Genomic DNA, 15529 nt, shown 5'->3' with positions numbered 1-15529 from the left:
GTGAGGAGGTGCTAGCACGTCAGGGTTTAATGAATTCTTATGGGTGAAAAATTGTAGATTTGGGCTCGGGAGGCCGGCCCGACCCTTGTGGAAAGCCCGTCATCAAAGTGTAGCCGAGTCACTTTAGAAGCGCCTAAGTTTCAACTGGATGACCGGCAGAGATGAATGAACTCGCTCCCGACGTAGGCTTTGGCAGAAAAAATCCGAAGCTGAAAAACGCCCTGCTCCAGCACAAGACCTTCTCCCTCGCAGGCCTCTCGGAACGCCTCTTCGGCCTGCTTTTTTCGGGGCTCGTCTATCCGCAGATCTGGGAGGATCCGATCGTCGACATGGAGGCGATGCAGCTGACCCCGGAAAGCCGGATCGTCACCATCGGCTCCGGCGGCTGCAACATGCTGACCTACCTGTCGGCCGGCCCGCGCAGAATAGACGTCGTCGACCTCAACCCGCACCACATCGCGCTCAACCGCCTGAAGCTCGCAGCTTTCCGCCACCTGCCGAGCCACAAGGACGTCACGCGGTTTCTCGCGACCCAGGGCACGGCGAGCAACGTCCAGGCCTTCGATCTCTTCCTCGCACCGAAGCTCGATACGGCGACGCGCAGTTACTGGAACGGCCGCGACATGACCGGCCGCCGGCGCATCGGCGTCTTCGGGCGCAACATCTACCGCACCGGCCTGCTCGGCCGCTTCATTGCAGCCAGCCACCTGCTTGCCCGTCTGCACGGGGTCAACCCGGAAGACTTCGTCCAGGCGCGGTCCATGCGCGAACAGCGCCAGTTCTTCGACGAGCGCCTGGCGCCGCTGTTCGATCGCCCCGTCATCCGCTGGATCACCGGGCGCAAGAGCTCGCTCTTCGGCCTCGGCATTCCGCCGCAGCAGTTCGACGAACTCGCAAGCCTGAGTGCCGAAAAGTCGCTCGCCGCCGTGCTGCGCCATCGCCTGGAAAAGCTCACCTGTCATTTCCCGCTGCGCGAAAACTACTTCGCCTGGCAGGCCTTCGGCCGCCGCTACCCGCTGCCGCATGAAGGCGACCTGCCGCCCTATCTCGACGCCGGCGCCTATGAGGCGATCCGCAACAATGCCGAGCGCGTCGAGGTGCATCACGCAAGCTTCACCGAGCTTCTCGCCGGAAAATCCGCCGGCTCCGTCGATCGCTACATCCTGCTCGACGCACAGGACTGGATGACCGACCAGCAGCTGAACGACCTCTGGACCGAGATCACCCGCACGGCGGATGAAGGTGCCGTCGTGATCTTCCGCACGGCGGCGGAAGACAGCATCCTGCCCGGCCGTGTCTCCCCGGCCCTGCTGGACCAGTGGCACTACGACGCCGAAACCGCCCTGCGGCTCGGCGCCGATGACCGCTCCGCCATCTATGGCGGCTTCCACATCTACCGCAAGAAGGGCTGAAACGTGCAACAGGCCGGGATCTCCCACGCGCGGCGCATGGACCACATGTACCGCTATCAGCGGCACTTCTACGATCTGACGCGGAAGTACTATCTCTTCGGCCGCGACACGCTGATCCGCGAAATGAACCCGGCCTCCAGCGCCTCGGTGCTTGAGGTCGGCTGCGGCACCGGCCGCAATCTGGCGCTGATCGGCCGCTGTTTCCCCTCGGCCCGCCTGTTCGGGCTCGACATCTCCCAGGAAATGCTGACCTCGGCCGATGCGAAGCTCAACCGCGGCGGCAACAGGCGCGCCACGCTCCGCGTCGCCGACGCGACGGACTTCAACCCGGCGATTTTCGGCGAAAGCGGTTTCGACCACATCGTCATCTCCTATTCGCTGTCGATGATCCCCGACTGGCAAAAGGCGATCGACGCGGCGATCGCAGCGCTGAACCCGGGCGGCTCGCTGCACATTGCCGATTTCGGCCAGCAGGAACGCCTGCCAACGAGCTTCCGCCGGGCGCTGCACGGCTGGCTCAACCGCTTCCACGTGACGCCGCGCGAGCGGCTTTTCGAGGTGTTGCGCGAGAAAGCCCGCGAAAATGGCGCCGATCTCGAACGCCGCGCCATCGGCCGCGGCTATGCCTGGCTCGCCGTCTACCACCGCCCTTTCGTGGCGATCGCCGCCTGAGGCGGCAGGCGGTTACACCAACGTTTTCCACCCTGCCTGAGGTAGCTATTCCAGCAAGCGCCGAAACCGCCTGGTTTTCGGCGTTTTTTGGCTTTTCTGCCACCCGCAATTCCCGCTTGAGCTAACTCAATTTTTACGATGATATGGTGAAAATGAGGTTCACGCCTCACTGGGGAAATCACCGACAGGGAAGCCATCGTGTGAGGCAGGATCATCGATCGTCTCTAGACAGGAAAATCATGCGCCGGCTTCTCCTGGCTCTGCTGCCTCTTGCCACCCTTCTTTCGGGCTGCTCGTCGACCGACTACGACCTGATGCAGACGGCTTCGATCCCGCCGCGCTTCCAGGACACCGACCCGCAGAACTTCGGCACACGCACACCGCAGCACCACAACATCCACGGCATCGACGTCTCGAAATGGAATGGCGATATCGACTGGATGAAGGTGAAGAACTCCGGCGTCTCCTTCGCCTTCATCAAGGCGACCGAAGGCAAGGACCGGGTCGATACGCGCTTTGCCGAATACTGGCAGAAGGCGCGCGCCGCCGGCATCCCCTACGCGCCCTATCACTTCTATTATTTCTGCTCGACCGCCGACGACCAGGCCGACTGGTTCATCGCCAATGTGCCGAAGAGCGCGGTCTATCTGCCGCCGGTTCTCGACGTCGAGTGGAACGGCGAATCGAAGACCTGCCGCCATCGCCCGACACCGGACGAAGTGCGCGTCGAGATGAAGCGCTTCATGGACCGGCTCGAAGCCCATTATGGCAAGCGCCCGATCATCTACACCTCTGTCGACTTCCACCGCGACAATCTCGTCGATCAGTTCAAGGAACATCACTTCTGGGTGCGCTCGGTCGCCAAGCATCCGGGTGAGGTCTATGTCGAGCGCCGCTGGGCGTTCTGGCAATATACCAGCACGGGGGTCATCCCCGGTATCGACGGCGCCACCGATATCAATGTCTTCGCCGGCTCGGCGAAAAACTGGAAGAACTGGGTCGCGGCGGTCTCGCAGCCGAAGCAGGACTGACATTCCTGCCGATAGCTGCGGCGGACAAACCCATTTTCTTCTTTCGGTCATAATGCTCTGAAAGAGCAACGGCAGATTTCGTAGCGATTTGATTGCCCGTGGCGGTGCAAGGCGCCCCACGGCAAAGAAAGGAATTTCATGATGACCCGCACAGCCCGGCGCGCGCTTGCCTCCGTCGCTCTTCTGGCGCTGACCGCGTCGGCCGCTGCCGCCCAGACCGCAGCCTCGACGGGCGCGAAGGCAGCAACCCCGGCGGTCGCCTGCGGCGGCGATCTCGCAGCCTTCCTGCAGGGCGTGAAGGCCGAGGCGGTCGCCAAGGGCGTTCCGGCCGATGTCGCCGACCGGGCGCTCGCTGGTGCCGCCATCAATGAAAAGGTGCTCAGCCGCGACCGTACCCAGGGCGTCTTCAAGCAGACCTTCACCGAATTCTCCAAGCGCACCGTCAGCAAGTCGCGCCTCGATATCGGCCAGCAGAAGATGAAGGAATATGCCGACGTTTTTGCCCGCGCCGAGAAGGAATTCGGCGTCCCGGCACCCGTCATCACCGCCTTCTGGGCGATGGAGACCGACTTCGGCGCCGTCCAGGGCGACTTCAACACCCGCGATGCGCTGGTAACGCTTTCGCATGATTGCCGCCGCCCGGAAATGTTCCGCCCGCAGCTGATCGCGGCGATCGAGATGGTGCAGCATGGCGACCTCGACCCGGCAACGACGACCGGCGCCTGGGCCGGCGAGATCGGCCAGGTGCAGATGCTGCCGGAAGACATCATCGCCTATGGCGTCGATGGCGATGGCGACGGCCACGTCAACCTGAAGAAGAGCTCGCCCGACGCGATCCTGACCGCCGCCAAGTTCATCCAGAGCCTCGGCTACAAGGCTGGCCAGCCGGTAATCCAGGAAGTCAGCGTTCCCGAAGAGCTCCCTTGGGAAAAGACCGGCCTGCAGCCGGGCATGAAGGCCAGCGACTGGTTCGCGCTCGGAGTCAAGCCGCGCAACGGCGACACCGCCTTCGGCAATCTGGAAGCCTCGCTCGTGCTGCCGCAGGGCCGCAAGGGCGTGGCCTTCCTCACCTACCCCAACTTCAACGTCTATCTCGAATGGAACCAGTCGTTCATCTACACGACGTCGGCCGCTTATTTCGCGACCCGTCTCGGCGGTGCGCCCACCTATGAAGGTGGCAATCCGGAACCGGGCCTCGACGACACCGGCATGAAGGCGCTGCAGACCAAGCTGCAGACGCTCGGCCACGACGTCGGCAAGATCGACGGTATCCTCGGTTCCGGCACCCGCGCGGCACTCCAGAAGGAGCAGCTCCGCCTCGGACGTCCGGCCGACGGTTGGGCGACGCTCGAACTCCTGAACGCGCTCTAAGCCCGAACCGCCGTTCAAAAATCATGGCCCCGGAGATCGGATCGATCTCCGGGGCTTTTTCATTCTGCGGCGACCGACCGGATCCCGATCGATGAGAGCTTGCCGGCCGGCTCCGATCACGTCCCTTCACGATCGCCGCAAGAACCGGGTGGTTCCGCCGGACGTGCCGGGCTATGTATCATGTGTCGGAGCACAACCGATCCGGGAGCGGTACCCAGGCGCTTGCGCCACGGCGTCCACCCGGCGGTGGAAGACTGACGCCAGCACACAATCAGCACGGATAGGCATCACCATGAATGCGCGAAGCACCGTCGATGGCAATCAGATGAACATCGGGACCTGGGGGCTGCTTGCCCTGCTCGGCCTGATCTGGGGCGGATCGTTCTTCTTCGCCCGCGTTGCCGTCGCGCATGTGCCACCCTTCACACTGGTGTTCCTGCGCCTGGGCCTGGCGGCGCTGGCGCTGCATATCTATATTCGCGGCCGCTTCGGCATGTATGAGGCACTGGCCGGACGCTGGCGCGAATTCGCGCTGATGGGGCTGATCAACAACGCCATTCCGCACGCCTTCATCTTCCTCGGGCAGACCCATATCGGCGCCGGGCTGGCGGCGATCCTCAACGCCACGACCCCGGTCTGGACGGTGATCATCGCCAACATGGCGACCGAGGATGAGAAGCTGAGTTCCGCCAAGATCGCCGGCTGTCTGCTCGGGCTCGCCGGCACCGTCGTCCTGATCGGACCGAGCGCCGTTGCCGGCCTGTTCGGCACCACCAGCAGCGTGCCGCTCTGGGCGCTGCTGCTGCCGGTGCTTGCCGCCATCAGCTACGGTTTTGCGGCGACCTACGGCAAACGCTTCCGCGATCTCGCCCCTCCCGTGACGGCCGCAGGCCAGTTGACCGCCTCGACGCTGATCGCGCTGCCCGTCGCCGCCTTTACCGACACGCCTTGGCTGCTGCCGATGCCACCCGTCGAGGTGATCCTGTCGATCCTCGGCCTGGCGCTGGTCTCGACCGCCTATGCCTACATCCTCTATTTCCGCATCATGCGTGCGGCCGGCGCCACCAATGCCTCGCTGGTCACGCTGCTGGTGCCGCCAAGCGCGATCCTGCTCGGCTACCTCTTCCTCGGCGAGACGCTGCAGGCGGCCGATTTTGCCGGCATGGTGCTGATCGCCCTTGGCCTCGCCGTGCTCGACGGTCGGATCCTGCGGTTCAGGCGGGTCGCCTGACATCTGATCGCGGCCGAATCCGAGAAAAGACCACACGCCTGGAGTGCTTCGCACCGCGTGAAAAGGATGTGGTTTGCGGGGAATCGACGGCCGAATTTCGTCCCGCTCCGAGCCACTCACGCACGGTTACAAACGTTTATATTAACCTTGCCGAAGCGATTGTGAAAAAAATGTGGCGGCCTGGAAACTTAAATAAAATCAGAACTATAGGCCTGTGAATAAGGCGGCGCCGGCTCACGCATTTCGCACTGCAGCACAAGTTTCCCTTTAACGTGTCGTGATTTCGCCCTATGTTTTAACGCGTTAACGCAGGGAGGGTCTTCCATGGGCCTTACACATTCGCTGAATGTCCTCATGATCAGTGCAGCGTTCGTATTCGTGGCCACGATGCTCTTCATCTGAGGAGCGGCCGCTGAGAGTCCAAACCGAATAGGGACTTAAATTTCCGGGAAACCATTTTGCAGCACCAAGCCAGTTAGACCGCCAGAGAGCTTAAGGTCTAGACGCTGCGACAAACGAGAAAGCGCCTGAAGATCGATCTTCGGGCGCTTTCCTTTTGGTGGATGCTGTAGCGAGCGGCGCGTTGCTGCGACCCGCAGCCAATCAAGCCCCTACGGGCATGGCCCCATATAAAGCGCCACGGCGATCTTTGAGGCCTGCCAGGACGCGAGGGCGCTTTCGCAGCCACCCGCAAGTTCACGGAGCGGCCTCGCCCGTCGCCAAAGTGCGGGCGACGGTCAGGCGGCCGCGCCGGCCGCCACCATCAGCGGTGCATCGATCGCGCCGGTTGCTTCCACGGCGACCCGTTCGAAACCGACGAGATCCAGCACGGCTGTCACCAGCGGCGTGCGGTTCATCGTATAGATATGGAAGTCGCGTACGCCGCGCCGGGCGAGATCGACGATCTGCTCGGCGGCGATGTGCGTCGCCTCCTTGAAGCGCTCGACCGGCTGGTCCTCGAGATGCACGAGCCGCGTGACGATCGCCTCCGGCACGGTGGCGCCACAGAGGCCGGCAAACTTCTGCACCTGCGCCAGATTGTTGATCGGCAGGATGCCCGGCACGATCGGAATGTTGACGCCGGCGCGCCGCACCCGTTCGAGGTAGCGCTCGAAATCGTTGTTGTCGAAGAAGAACTGGGTCAGCGCGCGGGTTGCGCCCGCATCGACCTTGCGTTTCAGCATGTCGATGTCAGCGGCCACGTCAGGGCTCTCCGGGTGCTTCTCCGGATAGGAGGAGACGGAAATCTCGATGTCGTCGCCACGCGCACGGATCGCCCGCACGAGGTCAGTGCTGCTGGCGTAACCCTCGGGATGCGGCTGGTAAGTGCTGCCGATGCCACCCTGCGGATCGCCACGCAGCGCCACGAAGTGGCGGACGCCGAAGCTGAGATATTCGTCGATCACCGCATCGACTTCCGCCTTCGGCGCGCCGACGCAGGTCAGGTGCGCCGCCGTATTGGCAAAGCCGCTTTCCGCGATCAACCGCCTGACCGTCGTCAGCGAACGCGCCTTGGTCGAGCCGCCGGCGCCGTAGGTGACGGTGATGAAGGCCGGGCCGAAGACCAAAAGGTCGTCTGCCGTCTGGAAGAGCTGCGCTTCCATTTCGTCGGTCTTGGGCGGGAAATATTCGAAGGAGAGCCGGAGATTGCCGCGTTCGGCCGGGTAAAGCGTCTGTGCCGTCATATTCATACTCCCCCCGCCTGGACACGCGGCCGCGGCGTTTCATTCTCGTTCACGGCCCGCCGATCACGCGCGAGCCAGATCGTCACCGTCAGTTTTCCATCGTTCGCCCCCTCAGGCGAAAGATCCGTGGTCTTTTCGAGCACAAGGCCGGCCTTCGCCAGCCAATCGGCCATCGCCTGGTGCGAGAAGCCGAGGCGCGCATGGGCGTGCTCGTCACGCAGATGCTCAAGCCCATGCGGCGCGAAGTCGATGATGACCAGCCGTCCGCCCGGCATCAGCATGCGCGCGGCTTCCGCGATCGCCGCTTCCGGCTCCTCAAGGAAATGCAGCACCTGGTGAATGGTGACGAGGTCGAAGGTCTGGCCGTCGAGCGGCAGGTTGAAGATGTCGCCATGGCGGATCGACGCCTTGGTGATGCCGGCGCGGTCGAGATTGGAGCGCGCCACCGCCAGCATGTCGCGGCTGGCATCGACGCCGATGCCGCGGCGATAGAGGCCCTCGAAGAGCTGCAGGATGCGACCCGTGCCGGTGCCGAGATCGAGCAGGCTTTCGACCGGCTCGTCGCCCACCATCTCGCGCAGCTTCGCCTCGACGTCGCGCTCGCTGACATGCAGGCGGCGAAGCTCGTCCCAACCGGCGGCGTTGCGGCTGAAATAGGCCTGCGCCTTTTCCGACCGCGCCTTCTTCAAGGTGGTGAGCCGGGCCGCGTCACGCGCAAGCACCGCGTCGTCGGCCGAAGCGGAAGCCAGCATCGCCCGCACGAGCCCGACCCGGGCACCGTCCTGACGGAGGCGGAAATAAGCCCACGCGCCCTCCTGGTAGCGGTCGATCAGCTCGACCTCCGCCAAGAGCTTCAGATGCCTGGAAATACGTGGCTGCGACTGGCCGAGAATTTCGGTAAGGTCGGTGACGGTCAGATCGCCGGCGGCGAGAAGCGCGACGAGACGCATGCGGGTCGGCTCACCCGCCGCCTTCAGCACGTCCACCAACGCATCCAGACCCAGTTCTCTCTGCAGAGCCATAGCGATCCCCATCAACACATAAAGATATGTTTATGTGATTTGCGGTGGTGACGCAAGCGGATTTGCGCGGAGAGGCCAAACAATGGCGCTGGCGGAACAGATGCTTGTGTATGGACGCCATGCGCCACAAGCGATGCTTCAGGCGGCACGTCAGGAGGCCTGCACGGGCCGTCTCAACAGTCTGCTTCACCATCCGAAGTAGCGCAACACCACGCACTCGTGACAGACTTGAGGCCCTTCCCAGTGGGAAGCCACGCTATCCGGGCCTCTGCCTGCCCCAGGCACGCCTCGCCCTGTTTGGTCACCCGCCTCGCCGCACCGCCACAAAAGTCCGCAAACGCCCTGCTCGCGTCCGACATAGGTCGGCAACTGGAGAGCGGTTCGCCAGGCCCCCGGAGCGTCCTGCAGGCGCGGCCGCGGTGACAACGAACCTTGTACGCAAACAGTCCTTGGCCGGCCTCGCCTCGCGATCGATGGTAAAGGAAAACGGGCGAAGCCTGCGCCTCGCCCGTTCCTTGAACAGTTGGTGCGGCGGCCGCTTTAACGGACGCCGCATGCCCCAGCGCCGCAACGTGGCGGCACCAATCGCGTGTTAGCGCGTCAGGCGCTTGTAGGTGACGCGCTTCGGGTTGACCGAATCCGGGCCGAGGCGACGGATCTTGTCCTTTTCGTAGTCTTCGAAGTTGCCTTCGAACCATTCGACCTGGCTGTCGCCTTCAAAGGCGAGGATGTGCGTTGCCAGGCGGTCGAGGAACATGCGGTCGTGGCTGATGATAACGGCGCAACCGGCGAAGTTTTCGAGCGCGATTTCGAGCGCTGCCAGCGTCTCGGTATCGAGGTCGTTGGTCGGTTCGTCGAGCAGCAGCACGTTGCCGCCGGCCTTCAGCATCTTGGCGAGGTGAACGCGGTTGCGCTGACCACCCGAGAGGTTGCCGACCTTCTGCTGCTGGTCGCCGCCCTTGAAGTTGAAGGTCGAGCAATAGGCGCGCGAGTTCATCTCGTGCTTGCCGAGCTTGATGACTTCGGCACCGCCGGAGATTTCTTCCCAGACGGTCTTGTTGCCGTCGAGCGCGTCGCGGCTCTGGTCGACGTAACCAAGGTGCACGGTGTCGCCGATGCGGATCGAGCCGCTGTCGGGCTGTTCCTGGCCGGTGATCATGCGGAAGAGCGTCGTCTTACCGGCGCCGTTCGGGCCGATGATGCCGACGATGCCGCCCGGCGGCAGCTTCAGCGACAGGCCGTCGATCAGCAGGCGATCGCCATAACCCTTGGTGACGCCTTCCATCTCGATGACCACCTGGCCGAGACGTTCGCCGACCGGGATGATGATCTGGGCATCGCCCGGACGCTGGTTTTCAGCCGCGTTGACCAGTTCGTCGTAGGAGCGGATACGCGCCTTGGACTTGGCCTGGCGAGCCTTGGGGCTGGACGCGATCCACTCCTGTTCGCGGGCGATCGCCTTCTGGCGGGAAGCCTCTTCGCGGCCTTCCTGCTGCATGCGCTTGGCCTTGGCGACGAGGTAGGCCGAGTAGTTGCCTTCGTAAGGAATGCTGCGGCCGCGGTCGAGTTCGAGGATCCAGCCGGTGACGTTGTCGAGGAAGTAGCGGTCGTGGGTGATCATCAGCACGGCGCCCGGATATTCGCGCAGGTGCTTTTCGAGCCAGGCGATCGTCTCGGCGTCGAGGTGGTTGGTCGGTTCGTCGAGGAGCAGCAGGTCCGGCTGCGAGAGCAAGAGCTTGCAGAGCGCGACGCGGCGCTTTTCACCGCCCGACAGGTTGGTGACTTCCGCGTCGCCCGGCGGGCATCGCAGCGCTTCCATGGCCATTTCGACCTGGCTTTCCAGATCCCAGAGGTTCTGGCTGTCGATGATATCCTGGAGCTTGGCGCCCTCTTCCGCCGTCTCGTCGGAATAGTTCATCATCAGTTCGTTGTAGCGGTCGACGATCGCCTTCTTCTTGGCAACGCCTTCCATGGCGTTTTCAAGCACCGTCTTCGTCGGGTCGAGCTGCGGCTCCTGCGGCAGGTAGCCGACGGTCGCACCTTCGGCCACCCAGGCCTCGCCGGTGAATTCCTTGTCGAGGCCGGCCATGATGCGCAGAACCGTCGACTTACCGGCGCCGTTCGGGCCGAGGATACCGATCTTGGCGTCCGGGTAGAACGACAGATGAACGTTCTCGAGAACCTTCTTCGCGCCGTAGGACTTATTAAGCCCGGCCATATGATAGATGAACTGACGTGCCATGAGGGAATGCTCCGCAGGGATAAGGAAATTTGCCCGCTATGTAGGCGAATTAGTGGAAGGGGGCAATGATCAAAGGCATCCGCCCCCGCCTATCCCAAAACGAACATCCCAATCGGCAAGCCCGGCATGCCGCACCGGGAGGCGCCACAGGCCGGCTCCGTGAAGGCCGCACCTTAAGCGCTGACATGCCCAGCCGGGCCAAACGCCCTACCCGCGACCGGCGGTATCGGCGATGCCCTTGGCGCACTTGAACTCGGTCGTGCCCGCCGCCTGGATCAGCGGCCCGAGGCTCGCCGCCTTCATGACGTCACCGGTGAGCCCGATCGTCAGCCCGGTGATGATGCTGCGGCCCTGAACCGTCTGGCAGCGCATGCGCACCCGGTCGCCGGCGCCAGCGCCAAAGCTCTGGTCGAAGGCCTGCTTGATCGTCGCCTCATCGAGCTCCGCGCCGACACGCTGGCGGAAAAGTGCGCCGACCGCCGAGCGGTTGAGCTCTTCCAGCATGCGCAGTTGCACCGAGAAGTAATCGTCGACCGAGCCGCTCTGGCAGGTGCCGCTTCGCAGCCATTGGTGCCGGTCGAGACCGGACTGCACGCCCGGCATGGCGATGAGCAGCCGCGCTGCCGTGTCGTCGGCCATGGCAAGCTTCGGCAACTCCAGCCAGCTGCCCTTGCGGTCGGTCGCCCGAACCTCGGCCGCCACCCCGCAATAGCTCTTGCGCAGCGGCCACAGGCCGTGCAGCGAGAGGTTGGTGGCATCGAAGCGTTCCGCCGTCTGGCTCTCGCACTCCTTGCGCTGGGGCCGCGTCTCGCAGAAACCGGGCTGCCAGCTGACCGCCAATACATATTGGGTTCGGCTCGCAGTCCCTTCGCCAGCCCCTTGATCCGCGCCTTCCTCACCGGCAGCAAAGCCGGCGGGCGCAAGCAGCAGCACCAATGCGGACACGATGCCCGCCACAGAACCCGACATCGCTTTAAAGAAACTCATCATGGCATCCTCCTGCGAAAACAAAACAGGAACAAATATCGCTCAGAACGGGAAAATTGCAACTCCTAATGCGCTTGCCGTCAAATCGCTTGTGACCTCATGCGCAACGATCAACAAGCGGCGATTGCCTTTGCCGTGCAAATCGATTTGAAATCGCTGAGGTCTGTCGATTGTTTCCGGGAGTAGAGATGTTCGGGCAGGTGAAGACGCATCAGAGCCCGACCGGTGCCAGCTTGAGCTGGCGCCACGTGCCGGCGACCGCCGATGCCCGCGGCATTCTTCTCTTGAGCCATGGCCTAAGTGAACATTCCGGTCGTTATGCTCGCTTTGCCGAAGCGATGGCAGCACACGGCTTCCACGTCTATGCGCACGACCATCGCGGCCACGGCGCAACGCGCGCGCCCGACGCGCCACTCGGCATGTTCTCCAACCGCGACGGCCTCGACAAGGTATTTGCCGATATTAGGGCTATTCGCGCGATCGCGACCGCCACCCATCCGGGTCTGCCGGTCATCCTCTTTGGCCATTCCATGGGCGGACTGATTGCGCTCAACGCCGCCGAGACCGATCCCGACCTCTATGATGCGCTCGCCGTCTGGAACTCCAATTTTCGCCCGGGCCTTGCCGGCCGCGGCGGGCAGGCGATCCTGAAGATCGAAAAGGCGCTCAAGGGATCTGACGTGCCGAGCCCGCTCCTGACCAAGCTCACCTTCGGCATGTGGGGCGGCGCGATCAAGGATCGCAAGACCGATCTCGACTGGCTGTCGCGCGACGATGCCGAGGTCGCAAAATATGCCGCCGACCCGCTGTGCGGCGCCGATGCCACCGTCTCGCTCTGGCTCGACCTCTTCCGGCTGTCCTTCGATGGCCCCCGGCCCGAGCGGCTGGCGCGGCTGAAGAAAGACCTGCCCATCCATCTCGTCGGCGGCAGCGCCGATCCGTCGACCGAGATGGGCAACGCCATCCGCTGGCTCGGCACGAAGATGAAGGCGGCGGGCCTCAGAGACGTTACCGTCACCGTCTATGACGGCATGCGCCACGAAACGCTGAACGAAATCGGCCGGGAAAAGGCGACGGCAGACTTTGCCGCCTGGTGCCTGCGCGCCGTCGCAGGGCGGCGCTGACCGGAATTATCATGGCCGACATGTCGCTTCCCAGGATCGCCGCCGACCACAACCGCATCTCCTTCGGGCTGACGCTGATGGTGATCTCGGTGTTGCTGTCGCCGCTGATCGACATCTTCGCAAAGCTCGCGATCGCCACCGTCCCGTCAGCCGAAATCACCGCCGTGCGCTTTATGCTGCAGGTCGTCTTCATCCTGCCGATCGTGCTTGTCCGTGGCAGCCTGTTCGATCTCACCTGGAAGAAGACCGGTCTGCACGCGTTGCGCGGCGGGCTCCTGGTGGTGACCATGCTCTCCTTCATCACCACGCTGAAGGTCATGGAGGTCGCCGATGCGATCGCGATCTTCTTCGTCGAGCCGATCATCCTGACGATCCTCGGCAGCATATTCCTGAAGGAGACCATCGGCTGGCGGCGCTACACCGCCTGCGGCGTCGGCTTCTTCGGCGCGCTGCTCGTCATTCAGCCGAGCATGCAGGAAGTCGGCTGGATTGCCCTGCTGCCTGTCGTTGCCGCCTTCGGCCTTGCCGTGTTCCTGCTCGTCACCCGCATGGTGGCGCAGAACGAGGACCCCTGGTCGATGCAGTTTCACGCCGGTGTCTGGGGCGCGCTCTTCTGTCTCGTGCTGCTCTATTTCGGCGAAGGCACCGGCTCCGGCATATTCGATCCGGTCTGGCCGGAAGGTTACACCTGGTATTACCTGCTTGGCGTCGGCGTCACCGCCACCATCTCAGGCGTACTCGGCGTCTATGCCTATCGCGCTGCGCCTGCCTCGGTGCTGGCGCCGCTGCAATATCTCGAAATCGTCTCTGCCACGATCTTCGGCTGGCTCGTCTTCGGAGACCTGCCCGACGCACTGAAGTGGCTCGGCATTGCCATCATCATCGGCTCCGGCCTCTACATCATCTGGCGCGAGCGCCGCGTGCACAAGGACACGAGCGTCGCTGCGGTGTCGCCAGCCATCTGACAACACAGCCATCTGAAAACAAAAGCCAATCTGAAAACAAAAGAAAGACCATCGGGAGGAATATCATGAAAACTGGAGGTCAGCTCATCGTCGACGCGCTCGTCGCCAACGGGGTGAAGCGCATCGCCTGCGTGCCGGGGGAAAGCTATCTCGCCGTGCTCGACGCGCTCTACGACACCGACATCGACGTGCTCGTCTGCCGCCAGGAAGGCGGGGCCGCGATGATGGCGGACGCCTGGGGGCGGCTGACCGGCGAGCCCGGCATCTGCATGGTGACCCGTGGCCCAGGTGCCACCAACGCTTCGGCCGGCCTCCATGTCGCCAAGCAGGATTCGATCCCGATGATCCTCTTCATCGGCCAGGTGCAGAGCGAAGCGCGCGAGCGCGAGGCCTTCCAGGAAATCGAATACCGCCGCGCCTTCACCGAGGTCGCCAAATGGGTGGGCGAGATCGACGATCCCGCCCGCATTCCGGAATTCGTCACCCGCGCCTTCGCCGTCGCCACGTCAGGCCGCCCCGGCCCTGTCGTGCTGACGCTGCCGGAGGACATGCTGACGCGCAGCGCAGAGGCGCCTGCCGCCAAGCCTTACCAGCCGGTCGAAGGTCATCCGGGCCCGGCACAGGTCAAGCGGCTCGGCGAAATGCTGAGCGCGGCCAAGCGGCCGATCGCCATTCTCGGCGGCACCCGCTGGACTTCGGAAAGCGTCGCCGAATTCCAGCGCTTCGCCGAGCGCTGGAAGCTGCCGGTCGGCTGCTCGTTCCGCCGCCAGATGCTGTTTGATCACCTGCACCCGAACTATGCCGGCGACGTCGGCATCGGCATCAACCCGGCACTGGCAAAGGAGGTCAAGGAAGCGGATCTCATCCTGCTTGTCGGCGGCCGTTTCTCGGAAATGCCGTCCTCCGGCTACACGCTGATGGACAGCCCCTACCCGCGCCAGACGCTGGTGCATGTGCATCCCGACAGTTCCGAGCTCGGCCGTGTCTACCGGCCGGAACTGGCGATCGCCGCCAGCCCGCGCGATTTCGTCGCCGCGCTTGAAGGCCTTGCACCGGCAAGCGAACCGAGCTGGTCGGAGCGCACCGAGATCATGCACGCCGCCTATCTCAAGTGGTCAACCCCGCCGGAAACCGGCCCGGGTGCCGTTCAGATGGGCCCGATCATGAACTGGATCGAGGCGAATGTGCCTGAGGATACGATCTTCACCAACGGCGCCGGCAACTACGCCACCTGGGTTCACCGTTTCCACCGCTTCCGCCGTTATGCCACGCAGGCGGCCCCCGCCTCCGGCTCGATGGGTTACGGCCTGCCGGCGGCGGTCGCCGCCAAGCAGCTGCATCCGGATCGCGAAGTCATCTGCTTTGCCGGCGACGGCTGCTTCCTGATGCACGGCCAGGAATTCGCCACCGCCGTGCGCTACCGCCTGCCGATCATCACCGTCGTCGTCAACAACGGCATCTACGGCACGATCCGCATGCACCAGGAGCGTGATTATCCCGGCCGCGTCAGCGCCACGGATCTCACCAACCCGGACTTTGCAGCCCTTGCCCGTGCCTATGGCGGCCATGGCGAGACGGTCGAGAAGACGGAAGAGTTCGCCGACGCGTTCCTCAGGGCGCGCGCCAGCGGCAAGCCGGCGATCATCGAGATCAAGCTCGATCCCGAAGCGATCACCCCGACGCGCACCTTAAGCGAGATCAGGGCCGGCTGAGCAGTCTTTGTTTGAAACGTTCAATCACGGCGCAGACGCGCCGTGGCTGGATTCCTGTGTTCGTCACCGGAATCC

12 protein-coding genes are annotated in these 15529 nt (G+C 63.7%); 8 read left to right on the top strand and 4 right to left on the bottom strand.

The genetic code is table 11. From position 1 onward, the window contains the following. The first annotated feature begins 161 nt into the window (after positions 1-161). The 5 genes from L981_RS12105 (at position 162) to L981_RS12085 (ending at position 5717) form a co-directional block, all read left to right on the top strand. On the top strand, positions 162-1412 hold the full coding sequence (locus L981_RS12105) for a DUF3419 family protein (protein ID WP_043615852.1): 1251 nt from the start codon (positions 162-164) through the stop codon (positions 1410-1412). 36 nt (positions 1413-1448) lie between these two features. Next, complete coding sequence (locus tag L981_RS12100; protein WP_052201757.1) at positions 1449-2084, top strand: class I SAM-dependent methyltransferase; 636 nt, start codon at positions 1449-1451, stop codon at positions 2082-2084. A 239-nt stretch (positions 2085-2323) separates the two neighbouring features. Then, complete coding sequence (locus tag L981_RS12095) at positions 2324-3115, top strand: GH25 family lysozyme (protein ID WP_043615848.1); 792 nt, start codon at positions 2324-2326, stop codon at positions 3113-3115. Positions 3116-3256: 141 nt separating this feature from the next. After that, the gene (locus L981_RS12090; protein ID WP_043615976.1) at positions 3257-4486 is read left to right on the top strand and encodes a lytic murein transglycosylase; all 1230 of its coding nucleotides are present in this window, start codon (positions 3257-3259) and stop codon (positions 4484-4486) included. Positions 4487-4778: 292 nt separating this feature from the next. Continuing rightward, complete coding sequence (locus tag L981_RS12085; RefSeq protein WP_043615845.1) at positions 4779-5717, top strand: DMT family transporter; 939 nt, start codon at positions 4779-4781, stop codon at positions 5715-5717. A 737-nt stretch (positions 5718-6454) separates the two neighbouring features. On the opposite strand, the gene metF is transcribed toward L981_RS12085, so the two are convergent. The 4 genes from metF to L981_RS12060 all read right to left on the bottom strand — a co-directional run bounded on the left by metF (position 6455) and on the right by L981_RS12060 (position 11653). Continuing rightward, positions 6455-7402 (bottom strand): methylenetetrahydrofolate reductase [NAD(P)H], encoded by a 948-nt coding sequence (gene metF / locus L981_RS12075; protein WP_043615839.1) that lies wholly within the window; start codon positions 7400-7402, stop codon positions 6455-6457. A 2-nt stretch (positions 7403-7404) separates the two neighbouring features. Further along, positions 7405-8424: a metalloregulator ArsR/SmtB family transcription factor gene (locus tag L981_RS12070; RefSeq protein ID WP_043615837.1), complete on the bottom strand. Its 1020-nt coding sequence runs from the start codon at positions 8422-8424 to the stop codon at positions 7405-7407. A 592-nt stretch (positions 8425-9016) separates the two neighbouring features. Further along, on the bottom strand, positions 9017-10666 hold the full coding sequence (gene ettA, locus L981_RS12065) for an energy-dependent translational throttle protein EttA (RefSeq protein WP_043615834.1): 1650 nt from the start codon (positions 10664-10666) through the stop codon (positions 9017-9019). Between the two features lie 207 nt (positions 10667-10873). Beyond that, positions 10874-11653: a ribonuclease T2 gene (locus L981_RS12060; RefSeq protein ID WP_245281622.1), complete on the bottom strand. Its 780-nt coding sequence runs from the start codon at positions 11651-11653 to the stop codon at positions 10874-10876. Between the two features lie 188 nt (positions 11654-11841). Between L981_RS12060 and L981_RS12055 the strand changes: the two genes are divergently transcribed. From L981_RS12055 to L981_RS12045, 3 genes are all read left to right on the top strand, one after another. Beyond that, positions 11842-12777, top strand: a complete 936-nt coding sequence (locus L981_RS12055) for an alpha/beta fold hydrolase (RefSeq protein ID WP_043615831.1) — start codon at positions 11842-11844, stop codon at positions 12775-12777. A 20-nt stretch (positions 12778-12797) separates the two neighbouring features. Then, entirely contained in the window at positions 12798-13742 is a 945-nt protein-coding gene (locus L981_RS12050; protein WP_043615974.1) for an EamA family transporter, read from the top strand. Positions 13743-13807: 65 nt separating this feature from the next. Next, on the top strand, positions 13808-15454 hold the full coding sequence (locus tag L981_RS12045) for a thiamine pyrophosphate-binding protein (protein ID WP_043615828.1): 1647 nt from the start codon (positions 13808-13810) through the stop codon (positions 15452-15454). Positions 15455-15529 lie beyond the last annotated feature (75 nt).

This window comes from Ensifer sp. ZNC0028 (assembly GCF_000799055.1).
Taxonomy (GTDB): Bacteria; Pseudomonadota; Alphaproteobacteria; order Rhizobiales; family Rhizobiaceae; genus Ensifer.
The sequence above is the reverse complement of the archived record's forward strand: the minus strand, read 5'-3'. Positions and strand labels throughout refer to the sequence as shown.

Excerpts from the sequence above, each read along its gene's own strand:
- L981_RS12105 (WP_043615852.1), top strand. The coding sequence starts at position 162 with ATGAATGAACTCGCTCCCGACGTAGGCTTTGGCAGAAAAAATCCGAAG.
- L981_RS12100 (WP_052201757.1), top strand. The coding sequence starts at position 1,449 with ATGGACCACATGTACCGCTATCAGCGGCACTTCTACGATCTGACGCGG.
- L981_RS12095 (WP_043615848.1), top strand. The coding sequence starts at position 2,324 with ATGCGCCGGCTTCTCCTGGCTCTGCTGCCTCTTGCCACCCTTCTTTCG.
- L981_RS12090 (WP_043615976.1), top strand. The coding sequence starts at position 3,257 with ATGACCCGCACAGCCCGGCGCGCGCTTGCCTCCGTCGCTCTTCTGGCG.
- L981_RS12085 (WP_043615845.1), top strand. The coding sequence starts at position 4,779 with ATGAATGCGCGAAGCACCGTCGATGGCAATCAGATGAACATCGGGACC.
- metF (WP_043615839.1), bottom strand. The coding sequence starts at position 7,402 with ATGACGGCACAGACGCTTTACCCGGCCGAACGCGGCAATCTCCGGCTC.
- L981_RS12070 (WP_043615837.1), bottom strand. The coding sequence starts at position 8,424 with ATGGCTCTGCAGAGAGAACTGGGTCTGGATGCGTTGGTGGACGTGCTG.
- ettA (WP_043615834.1), bottom strand. The coding sequence starts at position 10,666 with ATGGCACGTCAGTTCATCTATCATATGGCCGGGCTTAATAAGTCCTAC.
- L981_RS12060 (WP_245281622.1), bottom strand. The coding sequence starts at position 11,653 with ATGAGTTTCTTTAAAGCGATGTCGGGTTCTGTGGCGGGCATCGTGTCC.
- L981_RS12055 (WP_043615831.1), top strand. The coding sequence starts at position 11,842 with ATGTTCGGGCAGGTGAAGACGCATCAGAGCCCGACCGGTGCCAGCTTG.
- L981_RS12050 (WP_043615974.1), top strand. The coding sequence starts at position 12,798 with ATGTCGCTTCCCAGGATCGCCGCCGACCACAACCGCATCTCCTTCGGG.
- L981_RS12045 (WP_043615828.1), top strand. The coding sequence starts at position 13,808 with ATGAAAACTGGAGGTCAGCTCATCGTCGACGCGCTCGTCGCCAACGGG.